The 15,984-nt window shown below is 57.9% G+C and carries 17 protein-coding genes; 9 read left to right on the top strand and 8 right to left on the bottom strand.

Annotated features, from left to right (window positions below):
• The first annotated feature begins 63 nt into the window (after positions 1-63).
• Positions 64-645, top strand: coding sequence for a PilZ domain-containing protein (locus OKB77_RS00675; RefSeq protein ID WP_265776122.1), 582 nt, complete (start codon positions 64-66; stop codon positions 643-645).
• Positions 646-721: 76 nt separating this feature from the next.
• Here the strand turns inward: OKB77_RS00675 and greA are convergent, their stop codons facing one another.
• From greA to pomA, 3 genes are all read right to left on the bottom strand, one after another.
• Positions 722-1,198: a transcription elongation factor GreA gene (greA, locus tag OKB77_RS00670; RefSeq protein ID WP_005343528.1), complete on the bottom strand. Its 477-nt coding sequence runs from the start codon at positions 1,196-1,198 to the stop codon at positions 722-724.
• 156 nt (positions 1,199-1,354) lie between these two features.
• Positions 1,355-2,248 (bottom strand): flagellar motor protein MotB, encoded by an 894-nt coding sequence (locus OKB77_RS00665; protein WP_270816808.1) that lies wholly within the window; start codon positions 2,246-2,248, stop codon positions 1,355-1,357.
• A 5-nt stretch (positions 2,249-2,253) separates the two neighbouring features.
• Positions 2,254-3,012 (bottom strand): flagellar motor protein PomA, encoded by a 759-nt coding sequence (pomA, locus tag OKB77_RS00660; protein WP_005338837.1) that lies wholly within the window; start codon positions 3,010-3,012, stop codon positions 2,254-2,256.
• 211 nt (positions 3,013-3,223) lie between these two features.
• On the opposite strand from pomA, the gene xseB reads away from it, so the two are divergent.
• The 3 genes from xseB to dxs are packed head-to-tail and all read left to right on the top strand — an operon-like array spanning position 3,224 to position 6,256.
• Positions 3,224-3,475 carry an exodeoxyribonuclease VII small subunit gene (gene xseB / locus OKB77_RS00655; protein ID WP_005338838.1) on the top strand — a complete coding sequence of 84 codons (252 nt, stop codon included), beginning with the start codon at positions 3,224-3,226 and terminating at the stop codon, positions 3,473-3,475.
• Positions 3,476-4,366, top strand: a complete 891-nt coding sequence (gene ispA, locus OKB77_RS00650) for a (2E,6E)-farnesyl diphosphate synthase (RefSeq protein ID WP_047438128.1) — start codon at positions 3,476-3,478, stop codon at positions 4,364-4,366.
• 21 nt (positions 4,367-4,387) lie between these two features.
• A complete protein-coding gene (dxs, locus tag OKB77_RS00645) occupies positions 4,388-6,256 on the top strand; it encodes a 1-deoxy-D-xylulose-5-phosphate synthase (protein WP_150995891.1) in 1,869 nt (622 codons plus the stop codon).
• Positions 6,257-6,389: 133 nt separating this feature from the next.
• Here the strand turns inward: dxs and ushA are convergent, their stop codons facing one another.
• The gene (ushA, locus tag OKB77_RS00640) at positions 6,390-8,114 is read right to left on the bottom strand and encodes a bifunctional UDP-sugar hydrolase/5'-nucleotidase UshA (RefSeq protein ID WP_108542609.1); all 1,725 of its coding nucleotides are present in this window, start codon (positions 8,112-8,114) and stop codon (positions 6,390-6,392) included.
• A 268-nt stretch (positions 8,115-8,382) separates the two neighbouring features.
• Between ushA and OKB77_RS00635 the strand changes: the two genes are divergently transcribed.
• The 3 genes from OKB77_RS00635 to OKB77_RS00625 all read left to right on the top strand — a co-directional run bounded on the left by OKB77_RS00635 (position 8,383) and on the right by OKB77_RS00625 (position 10,189).
• Entirely contained in the window at positions 8,383-8,727 is a 345-nt protein-coding gene (locus tag OKB77_RS00635) for a DUF2956 domain-containing protein (RefSeq protein ID WP_193859634.1), read from the top strand.
• Positions 8,728-8,870: 143 nt separating this feature from the next.
• Positions 8,871-9,206 (top strand): hypothetical protein, encoded by a 336-nt coding sequence (locus OKB77_RS00630; RefSeq protein ID WP_005358483.1) that lies wholly within the window; start codon positions 8,871-8,873, stop codon positions 9,204-9,206.
• Between the two features lie 113 nt (positions 9,207-9,319).
• Positions 9,320-10,189: a hypothetical protein gene (locus tag OKB77_RS00625; protein ID WP_270816807.1), complete on the top strand. Its 870-nt coding sequence runs from the start codon at positions 9,320-9,322 to the stop codon at positions 10,187-10,189.
• A 54-nt stretch (positions 10,190-10,243) separates the two neighbouring features.
• Here OKB77_RS00625 and OKB77_RS00620 read toward each other — a convergent pair whose 3' ends face one another.
• Both OKB77_RS00620 and fkpA read right to left on the bottom strand, forming a co-directional pair.
• Positions 10,244-11,650 carry a sigma-54-dependent transcriptional regulator gene (locus tag OKB77_RS00620; protein ID WP_270816806.1) on the bottom strand — a complete coding sequence of 469 codons (1,407 nt, stop codon included), beginning with the start codon at positions 11,648-11,650 and terminating at the stop codon, positions 10,244-10,246.
• Between the two features lie 151 nt (positions 11,651-11,801).
• Positions 11,802-12,605: an FKBP-type peptidyl-prolyl cis-trans isomerase gene (fkpA, locus tag OKB77_RS00615; protein WP_005335283.1), complete on the bottom strand. Its 804-nt coding sequence runs from the start codon at positions 12,603-12,605 to the stop codon at positions 11,802-11,804.
• A gap of 118 nt (positions 12,606-12,723) precedes the next feature.
• Here fkpA and OKB77_RS00610 point away from each other — a divergent pair, with 118 nt between their 5' ends.
• Complete coding sequence (locus OKB77_RS00610; RefSeq protein ID WP_201938304.1) at positions 12,724-13,692, top strand: WD40 repeat domain-containing protein; 969 nt, start codon at positions 12,724-12,726, stop codon at positions 13,690-13,692.
• A gap of 14 nt (positions 13,693-13,706) precedes the next feature.
• A complete protein-coding gene (locus OKB77_RS00605; RefSeq protein WP_005335285.1) occupies positions 13,707-13,922 on the top strand; it encodes a SlyX family protein in 216 nt (71 codons plus the stop codon).
• A 127-nt stretch (positions 13,923-14,049) separates the two neighbouring features.
• On the opposite strand, the gene OKB77_RS00600 is transcribed toward OKB77_RS00605, so the two are convergent.
• Positions 14,050-14,991 (bottom strand): ABC transporter permease, encoded by a 942-nt coding sequence (locus tag OKB77_RS00600; protein WP_040068611.1) that lies wholly within the window; start codon positions 14,989-14,991, stop codon positions 14,050-14,052.
• A 2-nt stretch (positions 14,992-14,993) separates the two neighbouring features.
• Entirely contained in the window at positions 14,994-15,968 is a 975-nt protein-coding gene (locus OKB77_RS00595) for an ABC transporter permease (RefSeq protein ID WP_005349514.1), read from the bottom strand.
• Positions 15,969-15,984: the final 16 nt, after the last annotated feature.

Genomic DNA, 15,984 nt, shown 5'->3' with positions numbered 1-15,984 from the left:
GAGTCGCTTGCCAAAGTAGTCGCAAAGCCCTTAACCTGCGATGAATACTTCCGGACACGCATTATGGCTCACCATCCTATTCTGACCGACGATGAGCTGGCCATGCTGCGGGACTTGGGGAGCAATCAGGACACCCATGTTCTGAGTGGTCACCTCGATACCCCCATGCTTGGCTTGCTGCAAAAAGCCGAACACCTTGTACTCGAAGCCCGCTTCGCAGACCATCAGCTGCGTTTTCCCCTGAGCTTTACCCAAGGGGAAGATGGCTTCGTCGAGCCCCGCTTATCTGCACCGGTCATCAGGGAGCTGGGGTTTGCCCAACCGCGCGCCTGGCGTCTCACCCAAAAAGCCAAGCTATGCAGCGAACTGGGCCTGTTTCAGGTACTCAGCCTCTCCCTCAACGGCCTCATCGTGGAAAATTTGCCAACCGACATGGTGGCCGATACCCCCATCAACGGCGAGCTCTGCATCGAGCAAGAGGCCCCTCTTCCACTGCAGGGACGACTGGTAAGGCGCATCAAAGCCAATGCCGACCATGCAACCTGGGCACTGAGCTTTCAGATGAGCGAGAGCAACATCGAACGGCTGCGCCACTGGCTGTTTCAGCGTCATCAGGACGCCTTTACCGAGGCGTATCTGTCCTGATTTTTATCAATAATCATATAGATAAAGACAAACAGGGGAGCACCAGCCCCCCTGTTTCATCGTCTGTAGCATTCGCTTAGATATAAGCGACTTCCAGTACTTCGTATTCCACATCGCCAGCAGGGGTCTTGACGATTGCAACATCGTCCACTTCCTTGCCAATCAGGGCGCGGGCAATGGGGGAGTTGACAGAGATGAGGTTCTGTTTGATATCAGCCTCATCGTCACCCACGATGCGGTAAACCACCTCTTCCTCTGTCTCGCTCTTGAGCAGAGTCACAGTCGCGCCAAAAATCACGCGGCCGTTGTTGGTCATCTTGGTGACATCGATCACCTGCGCATTGGAGAGCTTGGCTTCAATCTCCTGAATGCGGCCTTCACAGAACCCCTGCTGCTCGCGAGCGGCATGGTATTCGGCGTTTTCCTTCAGATCACCGTGCTCACGGGCATCGGCAATCGCTTCGATAATCTGGGGACGAAGCTCGGTCTTGAGATAATCGAGCTCTTCGCGCAGCTTCTCAGCGCCGCGAACAGTCATCGGAGTATGATTCATAGTCGAAACCTGGGTTGCTTGAAAATAGAAACTGCGGCCATCTGCAAGGAGGCCGCAGCAATCGGTTCGGATGAGGCATCTTAATATGAAGCCAACACAAAATCCACGTCAGCCCCCTGATGCAGATCCCACTTGCGTCATCGACATTCCCCTCGCTTACTTCCCTTCCGGTACGGAAATGGGGGCCGAAACGGTCGGTTTGCCCTGCATGATGGCGATCTCCACCCGCCGGTTCATCCGACGATTTTCCGGGGTCGTATTGGGCACCAATGGCTGGGAATCCGCCATCCCCTGCACCACCAGTCGCCCCTGATCAAAACCGGGGACCTTCAGCATCTGGTGCGCCACCGCCACCGCCCGTTGCGACGACAACTCCCAGTTGGACTGGAACAGCTCATCTTCGGTCGCCACGTTGTCGGTGTGACCGGAGATGGTGATTTCACCCGGCACATCCTTGAGCAGGGTCGCGACCTTGCGAATGACCGGCCAAAACTGGGGCTGCAGAAATGCCGAACCGGCCGGGAAAGACGCTTTTTCCCTGATCCGGATGATGATCTGCTGGCCCAGCGCCTCAATTTCGATGGCACCGTCCTGGATCTGATCTTTCATCTGCTCGGCGAGGGCTTTGGCCAGGGTATTGGATTGTTCTTGCGCCTTCTTCGCATCCTGCGCGGTATCGCCCCCCGTCTGTTTCCCATCACTCTTGTCCTGACCACCGGCCTGATCCGCCTCACCGGGCAGAAACTCCAGTTCGGTCTGGGTCAGATCGATGGTCTGCTGCATCACGGTATCAATCGGCGTGGGCTCAGGGCGACCGGGCCTGAACTCCTGGGCAATCACCGAGGTTCCCTTGGGAATATCTTTCACCTCAAGGATGTTCTGCACTCCAAAGGCATTCTTCATAGAGCCCGCGATCTGCTTGAACTTGAGTACGTCCATCTCGGCAAAAGAGAGCAGCAGCACGAAGAAGCACATCAGCAGCGACATCAAGTCGGCAAAGGTGCCCATATAGGCAGGAAGACCGGGGGGGGGGCATTTGCAATCAGACATGGTGCCTACTCCGCGCCGGTATTGCGTTTGGACTGACTCAGATAGTTCTGCAGCATGGACTGGATCACCCGCGGGTTCTGGCCATCCTGAATCCCCATAATGGCATCAAGGATCAGGGTACGACTGAGCTTCTCCTCCCCGCTGCGCAGCTCCAGCTTGTCAGCAATAGGAATAGCGATCATGTTGGCCTCAATCGCTCCGTACAGGGTGGTAAGCAAGGCCACCGCCATTGCCGGACCGATCGATTTGGGGTCACTCATATTTGACAACATGGCCACCAGGCCCACCAACGTACCTATCATCCCCATGGCTGGGCCCAGATCCCCAAGGGTACGGAAGACCTTGATGGCAATGACATGGCGCTCGGCTGTCAGGTCGATATCCTTTTCCATCACGGCACGCACCACTTCGGCATCGTGACCATCCACCAGCATGTCGATCCCTTTTTTCATAAATGCATTGGGGATCTCTGCGGCCTCCAGCGCCAGAAAGCCACCTTTGCGAGCCGCGTCAGCCAGTTCAACGGCTTTGGCGATCAGGTCGTCGAGCTTGTCGCCCTTATACATAAAGGCTTTGCCCGCCACCTTGAAAGCCAGAAAAAACTGCCCGATATTGAACTTCATCATGGCAATGAAAATTGAGCCAAGAATAGTGATATAGACCGATGGCATATCGATAAACATGCTCAACGAGCCACCGAGGATCATGCCGTAAATCACGACACCGAATCCTAAAACGATACCTAACAAGCTCCCTAGATCCACGTCCCTACTCCTGTCACCGGTTCTTATGCCTAATTATAGTTTGTTGAATTTTCTGCTATTGCGACCCTAGCGGCAAGCATGCATCCACTGAGAATGATGGCTCATTATCGGCCAGTTTAGCGAGAGTTTGAGGGGGCAATGCTTTTCTGCCTCCCCCCTGTGGACGGTCGATGTTAATATAAGCCGTTTTTTTCAATCCCCGAGGATGGACATGGCCAGTAAAAAAATCGACCGTCTGAGTTTTGATGCCACTCTGGAAGAGCTGGAAACCATCGTTCATCAGCTGGAACAAGGTTCCCTACCCCTGGAAGAGGCACTCAAGCAGTTCGAGCAGGGCGTTCATCTGGTTCGGGCCGGTCAGCAGAAGCTGGAACTGGCCGAACAGAAGATCCAGATCCTGCTCAGTCAAGCCGATGGCAGTGACCAGCTCGCCCCCTTCCAGCCAGAACAAGGAGAGGAGTGAGTGGCGCTGGACCATTTTTCCCGTCTGCATCGTCAGCGTATTGACGACTGTCTGTCAGCACAACTTGAATCCTTGCCCGCCATGGCGCCGCGCCTGCGCGATGCCATGAGTTATGGCTTGCTGCTGGGCGGCAAGCGGGTTCGCCCGTTTCTGGTCTACGCGGTCGGCGAGATGCTGGGCGTCAAGAGCGAACTGCTGGATGGCCCTGCGGCTGCAGTGGAGTGCATCCACGCCTACTCCCTGCTGCACGATGACCTGCCCGCCATGGATAACGACGACCTGCGTCGTGGTCAGCCAACCGTTCACAAGGCGTTTGACGAAGGAACCGCCATTCTGGCCGGTGATGCGCTGCAGACCCTGGCGTTCTCCATTCTGGCCGATCACCCCATGCCCGATACCTTGATGGCCAACCGGGTGCGGATGCTGAGTACCCTCGCCCGCGCCTCCGGCTATCTGGGTATGTGTGGCGGTCAGGCGCTGGATCTGCAGGCCGAAGGGCGCCAGATCTCGCTAGCCGAGCTGGAGCAGGTACACCGCCACAAGACCGGTGCACTAATTGAATGTGCCGTGGCACTCGGCGCCCTGTGCAAAGCCGATGTCGATGACGCCACGCTGGCTGCACTGCAAACCTATGCATCCGCCATCGGCCTCGCCTTCCAGGTGCAGGATGACATCCTCGACATCACAGGCGATACCGCCACCCTGGGCAAGCCACAAGGTTCTGACCTGGCGCTGGAGAAAAGTACCTATCCGGCCCTGCTCGGACTCGAAAATGCCCGTGAGCTGGCTCGCGAACTGCATGGGAAAGCCTTAACAGCCCTGCAATCCTTGCCCTACAATACCGACATTCTGGAAGCGTTTGCCGATTACATCATCGAGCGAACCCACTAAACGCTGGATAACAGTAACAATATGAGCGTTGATATTAGCAATTTCCCCAACCTGGCCCTCGCGGACACTCCGGTCGAGCTGCGTTCCTTGCCCAAAGATCGGCTGCCGGTGCTGTGCAACGAGCTGCGCGAATATCTGCTGCGCTCTGTCAGCCGCTCCAGCGGACACTTTGCCTCCGGTCTCGGTACGGTCGAACTGACCGTGGCCCTGCACTACGTCTACAACACCCCGTTCGATCGGCTGATCTGGGATGTGGGCCATCAGGCCTATCCCCACAAGATCCTGACCGGGCGCCGTGACCAGATCCACACCATCCGGCAGAAGGATGGCCTGCACCCCTTCCCCTGGCGTGGCGAGAGCGAGTACGACGTGCTCTCCGTCGGCCACTCCAGCACCTCCATCGGTGCGGCGCTCGGTATGGCGGTCGCCGCCGAGAGTGAAGGGCTGGGTCGCAAGGTCGTTGCCGTGATCGGTGACGGCGCAATTACCGCAGGGATGGCTTTTGAAGCGCTCAACCACGCCGGCGATGTTCACAAGGACATGCTGGTGATCCTCAACGACAACGAGATGTCCATCTCCGAGAATGTCGGGGCGCTGAACAACCATCTGGCCCGGGTCATGTCCGGCAAGCTCTACACCACCATCCGCGAAGGCGGCAAGAAGGTGCTGGCGGGTTTGCCACCGGTCAAGGAGCTGGCCAAGCGGGCCGAAGAGCACCTCAAGGGGATGGTGGTGCCCGGCACCCTGTTCGAGGAGTTCGGCTTCAACTATATCGGCCCCATCGACGGTCACGATATCGAGGCGCTGGTCGAAACCCTGCGCAACATGCGCAACCTCAAGGGCCCGCAGCTGCTGCACGTCAAAACCAAGAAGGGCAAGGGTTACGAGCCGGCGGAGAAAGACCCCATCGGTTATCACGCCGTGCCCAAGTTCAATCCGGACGAGTGCGCCCTGCCCAAGGCGAGCAGCGCCAAACCCACCTTCTCCGCCATCTTTGGCCAATGGCTGTGCGACATGGCCGCCAAAGACGAAAAGCTGGTCGGCATCACCCCCGCCATGCGCGAAGGCTCGGGGCTGGTAAAATTCAGCCAGCAATATCCGGATCGCTACTTCGATGTGGCCATTGCAGAGCAGCATGCGGTCACGTTCGCCGCGGGTCTTGCCATCGCCGACAAGAAGCCTGTGGTGGCCATCTATTCGAGCTTCCTGCAGCGCGCCTACGATCAGGTGATCCACGACGTAGCGCTGCAAGATCTGCCGGTGCTATTCGCCATCGACCGGGCCGGTCTGGTGGGCGCCGATGGCCCGACCCATCAAGGGGCGTTCGACATCAGCTTCCTGCGCACCGTGCCCAACATGGTAGTGATGACGCCATCTGATGAGAATGAGTGCCGCCAGATGCTCTATACCGGCTATCTCCATCAGGGCCCTGCCGCAGTGCGCTACCCCCGCGGCAGCAGCCTGAGCGACGCCCCCATCTCGTCAGAAATGCAGGCACTGGAGCTCGGCAAGGGACGAATCCTGCGAGAGGGCAAGGGCACTGCCATTCTGGCGTTTGGCACCTTGCTGCACCACGCCAAAGCGGCCGCCGAAGCACTGGATGCCACCCTGGTGGACATGCGCTTTGTCAAACCGATGGATGAGGCGCTGGTGCTGTCGCTGGCGGCCAGCCACGATCACTTCGTCACCATCGAAGACAACGCCATCATGGGCGGCGCCGGTTCGGCGGTGAACGAACTGCTGATGCGCAGCAAACAGTGCAAGCCGGTGCTCAACCTTGGCTTACCGGACCGCTTCGTGGAACAGGGTACCCAGCAGGAGATCTATGCCCTGCTCGGTCTGGACGATGCAGGCATCCAGCGCAGTATCGAAAGCTGGCTGCAAGCCTGACGAGACACGATGTGATGCAATAGACAGGAAAATTCAGTAACGGTTCGAAAAAATCCCCAGGTAATGCCTGGGGATTTTTTTAAGAAGACAGCAGAGTGTGACTACTGTTGTGACGATACCGGATCGACAGCGCTTAGTTACACCCTTCGGTAGAGGCTGAGTTCAGATAGCTCACCTCATTGCCTGGCTGATAATCGGCCACGTTGATGGTCTTCTTGATCTCGATGTACTCCTTCAGCACGGCAGCATCCACCAAACCGGCGTTGATGGTATCGATCTTCGGATAGCCATCACCACCGGAGGCGCTGAAGCTCGGGATCGCGAAGCTGTAAGTTGCTGCCGGATCAAACGCCTTGCCACCGATACTGGTGATATTGACGCTCTTGGCTTGGCAATCCACCGCCATGTTGATACCGCCAAACTGGGCATAACCACCGGTATTGCGGGTCTTGCTTGCCACCTGGCCCAGATAGGTCGCCAGCTCGCTTCCCTTCATGACAGCCTTGTTGACCGTGTTGCCAAACGGGTGCACCAGCAGCACGCTGCGGTAAGTGATATCACCGGCCGGGATGCTGTCACGCACGCCGCCTGAGTTGACGATACCAAAGTCGACACCCAGCTTGCTGCTGGTCGCCGTGGTGATGAGGCGACCCAGGTTGGTCTGCTTGTTGCGAACCGAGTTGCGATCACCAACCAGCAAGCCATCTGCCGAGCCAATGACAACATTCAGCTCTTGCTGACCTTTCTCCTGATAACCCAGCAGGGTGTTATACAGCTCGGGATCCTTGGTGATCTCGTCCTGTACGAACTGCATCTTGGCCGGATCCTTGGTTACGGCGCCGTTGGCATCGATCGCCTCGCCCTTGGCGTTGCGCTTGATCAGGTTGACCGGGATCAGGTCATAGCTGGTCAGGGTCAACTTGCCATTCTGGTACTCAAACTGGGCACGGCCCACATACTTGCCCCACTCGTGGGCCTGCATGATCCAGGTGCCGTTTTGCTGGTCCGGTTGGCAGTTATCACCCGGTTTGAAATTGGCGTACTTGTTGGTGGTACCCGGTTCCATACAGACCGGATTCTGGGAGTGGCCACCAATGATGGCATCCAGAGTCCCTGCCGGCAGTGCACGAGCCATCTCTACATCGCCCGGCGCATTGCTGCCGTGCTGACCATTCTCGTAATGGCCCATGTGAGTGATGGCGAAGACCAGATTGGCCTCCTTGTTGCTGCGGATCTGCTGGCCCAGTTTGGCCGCCTCGCTGGTCGGATCGCGGAACTCCAGGGTCTGCACGTTGTTGGGATCAACCAGCTGGGCGGTATCCTCGGTGGTCAGACCCAGTACGGCGACTTTGAGACCGCTCTCCAGCTTGAACACCTTGTAGGGGTCAAAGTAGTGTTTGCCGCTCGCCTTGTCATAGATGTTGGCCGAAAGCATGGGGAACTGGGCCCACTTGCGCTGCTTCTCCAGCACGCTGAGGGGGTTGTCGAATTCATGGTTGCCCACTGCCATGGCATCGTAGCGAATGTTGTTCATCGCCATGAAGTCAGGCTCGGCGTCCTGCAGATCGGACTCCGGCACGCCGGTATTCACATCACCACCGGAGAGAACCAGTACGTCACTGCCAGCAGCCTTGGCATCGGCTCGCAGCTGTTCGACCAGAGTCTTCTGGGCAGCCATACCGTACTCATTTTCAGCGTTGTGCCAGAAACGGCCGTGGGTATCGTTGGTGTGCAGGATGGTCAGTTTGCAGACATTTTCGGTGCAGGGTGCAACGGTGTCATTGCTCGAGGTATTACAGCCAGTCAGTGCAGCAAGCACGGCCAGTGCCACGCCGCCTTTGATAAAGTTATTATTCATTTCCATATCACCTTGATTGTTTTGTTATTTATCAACCCTGTCCAGCGGGTCGGGCGCCAATATAACAAACAACAGATGACCGTTTTTCATCGATGACTCACAAATTCTGCTAATTGTGATCTTCGGCCCAACATCCGGCTTCCTGCTGATTTATCAGGTTTTTTGTTGAGCAGTCACTCACTTGCTCCCCTCCCGCACCAAGGAGGCGCCACCCGGACGCGCCTTTGTGGCATACTCCCCAGCCAGCCATGCCCGAGGAGATGATTTGATGGCCAAGTACGACAAGATTTCCCCCGAGACCCAGCAGGAGGCGATGAAAATTGCCCGTGCCAACCAGAAGCCGGGGCAGACCAAGGAACAGACCCAGCTTATCGCGCAAGGGATCCAGAAAGGCATCGACGAATACAAGAAACAGATGAAGGCGCGAGCCCGCGAAGCGAGCCGCCAGAAAAAAATGCAGGCCAAAGCCAGGCAGCCACAGGGCGCGCCACAAACCGAAGAGCAAGACGATCAGCTTGAAGTGATTGAAGTAAGCCATCAGCATCCCCTGCCCTGGATCTTGCTGGTGGTGAGCTGGCTGGGATTTGCAGCAGCCTGGTTCTGGTTGCACTAAGATGCGCTAGCAAACCTTTATCCGGGATCCTCTTCACAGCCCGGGCCCGGGCTGCTGGTGATTACCTGCGAAGAGTGATTAAATCCCGCGCCTCTTGCACCGGACTCCCTGTTTTTTGACGATCAGTTTTCAGGAAAGATGTTATGAACCCCGCTCCGCTCTATCTGCTGGCCCCTTTTGTACTGTTCCTTGTGACCATGCTGCTCTATCGCATTTCGCCGCTGCGGGCGGTCGCCGCCGGTGGGGTACGCTGGTTTATCCTCCCCGCCTTCACCCTGTTTATTTTGCTGATCATCATCAATGGAGCCGCCGATCCCGCCCTGCGCGATCCGGCATTCCACTGGTTGATGCCGGGCCTTGGCTTTGCCCTGAGCCTGTTTCCGGCCCTGCCCAAGGCGCTGGTGCCACGGCTCGCCATCAAAGAGGGGGCCTTTGCCGCCCTCGGTCTGATGCTGATGAGCCTGGCCATGGTCTACTGACCAACCGGCCACAGCAGTTAGCATGATGCAAGGGGCGCTCTGTGACGGGCGCCCCTTGTACAAACAATGGCCTGCAGGCATCTTGGTAACAGGATAACCAGCAAGGAGGCCAGATGGACAATCCGCCCGATTTCATGGCGCTGTGGGATTATCAGGATCCCGCCGCCAGCGCCCTGCGTTTTCACACCCTTCTTCCCGAAGCGCGTGCCGCCGCCGACCTGCAACTCGAACTGGAGTTGCTGACCCAAATTGCCCGCACCCACTCGCTGCAGCGCCAGTTTGCCGAAGCCCATCAGCTGCTCGACGAGATAGAGCCCCGCCTCACCGATAAAACCCCCAGAGCGCGGATCAGGGCCCTGCTGGAACGAGGCCGCACCTTTAACTCGGCGGGCGACAAAGCCAGTGCCAAACCGCTGTTTGAACAAGCCTGGCAGTGGGGGCTCAAGGAGAAAGAAACCTATCTCGCCATCGACGCCGCTCACATGATCGCCATCGCCGCACCACTGGAAGAGCAGAGCCGCTGGCATCAACTGGCGATGGAGCTGGCGGAACGCAGCAGTGACGAGAAGGTGCGTGGCTGGCTTGCCCCCCTTTACAACAATCAGGGCTGGACCCTGTTCGAACTGGGCCGCTTTGATGAGGCGAAAATCCAGCAGCAGAAGTGTCTGGCCTGGCATCTGCAACATAACCAGCCGGCCAAGGCGTTTATCGCTCGCTGGAGTCTGGCTCGCCTGACCCGGGCCCAGGGTCAGCACCAGCAGGCGCTGGCAGAGCTGCACCAGCTCAAGGCCGATATGGCCGAGGCTGGCGAACCTGAGGATGGTTATCTGTTCGAGGAGCTGGGGGAGAATGCCTTGGTGCTGAACGATCCGCTGGCCGCGGAATACTTCTCCCGCGCCTGGTTTCTGCTGTCACAGGACCGCTGGTTCAGCGCCAACGAGGGGGAGCGACTGGCCCGCCTCAAGCGCCTCGCCAAACTCTGATCCCCAAAATAGCAAGGGCGGCACGCTAGCCGCCCTTTCTGCTGGCAAGATGGTTCAGGCCCGATTGGACTCCTCCCACCCCTGCTTTTTACGGTAAATGGTGGAGGGGCTGATCTCTAGCAGGGCCGCCGCCTTGGGAATGTTGCCGTCACAGCTGGCGATGGCCTGTTCGATCACCTCTTTCTCCACCAGCCAGAGCGGACGAATTGGCCCGTTGGCCACCCCGGTGGCTGCCGGAGCCGATGCCACCGCTGCCGCAATCGCAGTCGGTAGCTGGGGACGAACCCCATTGAGCGGTGGCGGCAGAATATCCGGGCTCACCAGCTCCTTGTCATTGAGCACCACGATATTGCGTACCACGTTTTGCAACTCGCGTACGTTGCCGGGCCAGGGGTAGTCGAGCAGCACTCGCGCCGCCTCGACATCAAAATCCTTGAAGCGTTTGTTCTCCTCCTTGGCGTAGCTCTGCAGCAGGGTACGCGCTAGCAGCAGGATATCCTCACCCCGCTCCCGCAACGGCGGCAGGGTAAGCGGAATGACGTGGAGCCGATAGTAGAGATCCTCGCGAAAACGGCCCGCTTTCACCTCGACCAGCGGATCCCGGTTGGTGGCGCAGATAAAGCGCACATCCACCGTCTCGAGCTTGCCGCTGCCGACCCGCTGCACGGTCCCGGTCTGGATAAAGCGCAGCAGCTTGCTCTGCAGATCCAGGTCCATCTCGCAGATCTCGTCGAGAAAGAGGGTACCGCCATCGGCCAGACTGGCCGCCCCTTTGCGATCCCCCTGGGCACCGGTAAAAGAGCCCTTCACATGACCGAAGATCTCGCTCTCCATCAAATCATGGGGAATGGCGGCGCAGTTGAGGGCAATAAAGGGCTGTTCGCTGCGGGGACTACACTGGTGAATCGCCTCGGCACACACCTCTTTGCCGGTGCCGCTCTCGCCAGTGATAAAGACGGTCGCCTTGCTGGGCGCAGCGCTCTCGATGATGCGATAGACCGCCTGCATCGACATGGAGGCACCGATAAAACCGAAGAAGGAGCTGCGTTCGAAATTCTCCCGATAGTGGGCAACCAGCGAGCTCAACTGCTGGTGTTTCAAGGCATTGCGAACGGTGGCGCAGAGCCGCTTGCTGTCAAACGGCTTGGTCAGAAAATCGAAGGCACCGAGGCGCATCGCCTCCACCGCCACATCCACCGAGCCGTGGGCGGTAATCACCACCACCGAGCAGGGCAACTGCTGTTCGGTGATCATCTGCAGAATATCCATACCGGACATATCCGGCAGCTCCAGATCCAGCAGCACCACGGGGGGAGGACTTGCCAGCAACTGCGCCAACGCTCGCTGGCCACAGTCGGCCAGCACCACCTCATACCCCTCCTGGCGCAGGTACTGTTCATAGACCACCGCCAGACTACGGGTATCTTCCACCAGCAGGACACGCGATTTATTTTCAGCCACTGGACTCATCCTTGTATTTGATTCTGCAATCTATTTTGCCTTATTTTCGCGCGCAAACCCAACGCCAAGACAGATCTGTTATCCCGCGATTGCAGGGAATACACAAGTAAAAACGGCTCCTTAAGGAGCCGTTTTTAACTACAAGAAGGGATTACTTCTTGGCGTCGTCAGCAGTCGGCTTCTCGATAGCCAGCAGCTCAACGTCAAACACCAGCACGGCGTTCGCCGGGATGGAGCCTGCACCATGCTCGCCATAGGCAAGCTTGGACGGCAGGAAGAACTTGAACTTGGAGCCAACCGGCATCAGCTGAACGCCTTCGGTCCAACCCGGGATAACCTGGTTGAGCGGGAAGGTAGCCGGCTCGCCGCGATCGACGGAGCTGTCGAACTTGGTGCCGTCGGTCAGGGTACCGGTGTAGTGAACCTTGACGATATCGGTAGATTTCGGCTTGGCGCCAGTGCCCATCTTCTCGACCACGTATTGCAAGCCGGATTCAGTGCTCTTAACACCCTCTTTCTTGGCGTTGGCAGCCAGGAACTCTTCGCCCTTCTTCAGATTCTCAACGGCGTCTTTCTCGGCCTTGGCCTTGGTCAGCTCGTTGATCTTGGCGTCGTAATCCTGCAGTACCTTCTGGATCTCTTCATCAGTCATCTTGGCTTCTTTGCCCAGACCGTCAGTCACCCCTTTCAGGATCACGGCGTTGTCCAGTTTGATGCCCAGTTCCTGCTGACGCTCCAGGGTATTGGCGATGTAACGACCCATGGAGAGGCCAATTGCGTAGCCAGATTGCTCTTCAAAGCTCTTGGCTTCGGCCTTGGTCGCCTCTGCCGGCTTGCTGGCTTCTGCCTTCACTTCGGCGGTATTGGCCGCAGCAGGCTTCTCGTCTTTTTGGCAAGCAGTCAGACCGACGGCAACGGCCGCCGCCAACAGGGACACCTTCAGAAATTTGTTCATCAGTTTCTCCAAACTCCAAATACCGCTCTCGGTTCCATCGTGAAATGAGAGGTTTATCGTGATAAGCGCCTTATACTAACGCCGTGATCGCAGGTAACAAAAGCGTGAGACCGCAAAAATGATAAAAAGTGCCATTTATCTGGTGAGCCTCTGTTTAATGCTCACCGGTTGCGAGCAGAGCTCCCAACCCAGCCAGCAAATGACCCTCGCCAGCACGGGTCTGCTGACCGCAGATCTCTCCAGTGATGGCAAGCAGGCCATCGTCTCCAGCATCAGCCAGGGCATCATCGTCTGGGATCTGGAACAGAACCGTCAACGCTGGCGCTGGAAGCAATCCGACTCGGCGGATGATCTGGTATTCATTACCCGCTTTTCCGAAGGCAACAGCCATGCCGTCACCGCCACCCCAGACACCTTTGCTACCTGGCGGCTGAACGACGGGCAATCACAAGGCTACTACTCACTTCCTGAATCCAGGCTGAGGGACATCGCGCTCTCTGCCGACGGTCGTTATGTGCTGATAGGTCGGGAAGATGGCAAGGCCGAGTGGCTCGATACCCTAAGCGGTCGTCGTCTGCAGTTTCTGGGGCACACCGAACAGGTCAATACGGTCGATCTCTCCGCCAACGGTCGCTACGCCCTGACCGGCGGCAACGACTACAGCGCCTATCTGTGGGATACCCGTAGCGGGCAGGTGATCTGGCGCTTCAACCATGGTGGCCGGGTGATCATGGCCAGACTGGAGCCGAGCGGCCGCTACGCCTTCACCGCCGACAGCAGCCGGGCCAGCATCTGGGATCTGAAAACCGGCAAGGAGGTGAGTCAGCTGCAATATGATCACCGCTTCGAGGTCTACACCAGCGCCCGCTTTGCCAACGATGGCAAGTGGCTCATCACCGGCGCCCCTTCCCGTCAGCTCTCCCTGTGGCAAGTGAGCGATGGTGCCCTGCTGCAGAGCTGGCGCGTCTCGCCGCAACCCAAGGTGAAACCGCCCAGCGCAGTGGTCTACGGCGTCGCTTTGCGCGACAATAGCCACCTTGTCAGTGCCAGCTCCAGTGGTCTGGCCGAAATCTGGACAATCAAGTAAGGACCCGAAGGCCCATGAGTCAGCAACTTAACGATCGCATCGAAACCCTGGAAACCCGTCTCGCCTATGCGGAATACACCATAGAGCAGCTCAACGACGAGGTAACCACCCAGGGCCGTGAACTCGATCGACTCAAATACCAGATCCAGCTGCTGATCGACAAACTGCAAAGCGTACAGCCCAGCCAGATTGCCAGCATGGCCGAAGAGACCCCGCCGCCGCACTATTGATGGGTGTGCAATCAACAAGCTGTCTGCTCAAGACCAATAAAAATCCGAAACCGGCAAAACCGGTTTCGGATTTTTTTCATCCAAATGGCCTGACAGCTGCGACTCGGCGCCTCAGAGTCGGCCCGCGTTAACCTTTGTAGATCTTGGGGTTAAACACATCCCGCAGCCAGTCACCCAGCAGGTTGATGACCAGCACCAGCACCACCAGACAGATACCCGGGAAGGCGGTGATCCACCAGGAGCCGGAGAAGATGTAGTTGAAGCCGACGCTGATAAGCGAACCGAGCGAGGGCTGATCAACCGGCATTCCCAGCCCGAGGAAGGAGAGCGCCGCCTCGCTCATGATGGCGTTGGCCACCTGCACGGTGGAGATCACCAGAATGGGCGACAGGCAGTTGGGCAGAATGTGGCGGAACATGATGCGCGGGGCGCGGAACCCCATCACCTTGGCCGCTTCCACATACTCCTTCTTCTTCTCCGCCAGCACAGAGGCGCGCACGGTACGGGCATACTGCGGCCACTCGGCGATACCGATGATCACCACCAGCATCATGATGGCGAACTTCGAGTAGAACTCGGAGCCAAAGGTTGCCTGAAAGATGGCGGAGATGATGATCGCCACCATCATGGTGGAGAACGACAGCTGCACATCGGCAAAGCGCATCAGCAGGTTGTCGATACGACCACCGAAATAACCGGCAATCAGACCGATGACGATACCGAGCACCAGCTGCAACGCCACCGCAAACAGGCCGATGGTGAGGGAGATACGGGCGCCATAGAGAATGGTGCTCCAGATATCCCGCCCCTGGTTGTCGGTACCGAGCCAGAAACGCTCCTCGCCGCCTTCGAGCCAGGAGGGGGGCAACTCGGCATCCATCAGATCAAAACTGGTCTGGTCATAGACGTTGTGCGGGGCGAGCCAGGGCGCCAGCAGCGCCGCCAGCACAAATACCACGAACACCGCAAAGCTGAACATTGCTACCTTGTCCCGCAGGAAGTAGTAGACGATGTCAGAGTTCTTGAATCGTGCCCAACGGCTTGGGCTTGCAGTTACAGCGTTACTCATGCTTACCCCTTGGCAGTCAGGTTAACGGTCGGGTTAATCAACCCGTAGAGCAGGTCGACCAGGGTATTGGTCACCACGAAGATCAGTCCCACGAAGATGACGTAGGCGGTGATGAGGGGCGTATCGACCCGGTGGATCGCCTCAAGGAACAGGAAGCCTGTGCCCGGCCACTGGAACACGCTCTCGGTCAGGATGGTGTAAGCCACCATGGTGCCGATCTGCACCCCGCCGACGGTAATGACCGGCAGCATGGTGTTTTTGAGGGCGTGCTGATAGTAGACCTTGTTGTTATCCAGCCCCTTGGCACGGGCGAATTTGACATACTCGGAGGAGAGCTGCTCCAGCATCTCGGAGCGCACCAGCCGGATAAACAGCGGCAGCATGATGGAAGAGAGGGACACCGCCGGCAGGATCAGATGCAGGATGCCATCCCAGGTGAAGAAGCCCGACTCCCAGCCAAGCAGGTTACGAGTCTCGCCGCGGCCATAGGCCGGCAGCCAGCCCAGCTGGATGGAGAAGAGGTACATCAGCATGATGGCGGTCAAAAATACCGGGATCGAAATGCCGATACTGCTCCCCGCCATGATGATCTTGGTGGGAATGCTGCGTGGGCGGATCGCCGAATAGACACCGAGTGGAATGGAGACCACCACGATGATGAGCGCGGCAGCAAACACCAGCTCAAGGGTAGCCACCAGCTTGTCGAGGATCACCTCGAGAGCGGGTCGCTTGAAGAAATAGGAGGTGCCCAAATCCCCATGCACCGCATTTTTCAGAAAGCGGCTGTATTTGATGAGGAAGGGATCGTTAAGGCCCATCTTCTCGCGCAACTCGTGACGCTGGGCTTCGGAGACGGATTGTCCCACCAGCTCGCGCAACGGGTCACCCAGGTTGTCCTGGATGGAGAAGGCGACCAGGCTGATGACGAACATCACTATCACGGCCTGATAGAACCGTTTCAGCAGGAATGTAAACATGCTTGTCCTTCTACGT

The organism is Aeromonas sp. Y318-3 (assembly GCF_027706185.1).
GTDB lineage: Bacteria > Pseudomonadota > Gammaproteobacteria > Enterobacterales > Aeromonadaceae > Aeromonas > Aeromonas veronii.
The sequence above is the reverse complement of the archived record's forward strand: the minus strand, read 5'-3'. Positions and strand labels throughout refer to the sequence as shown.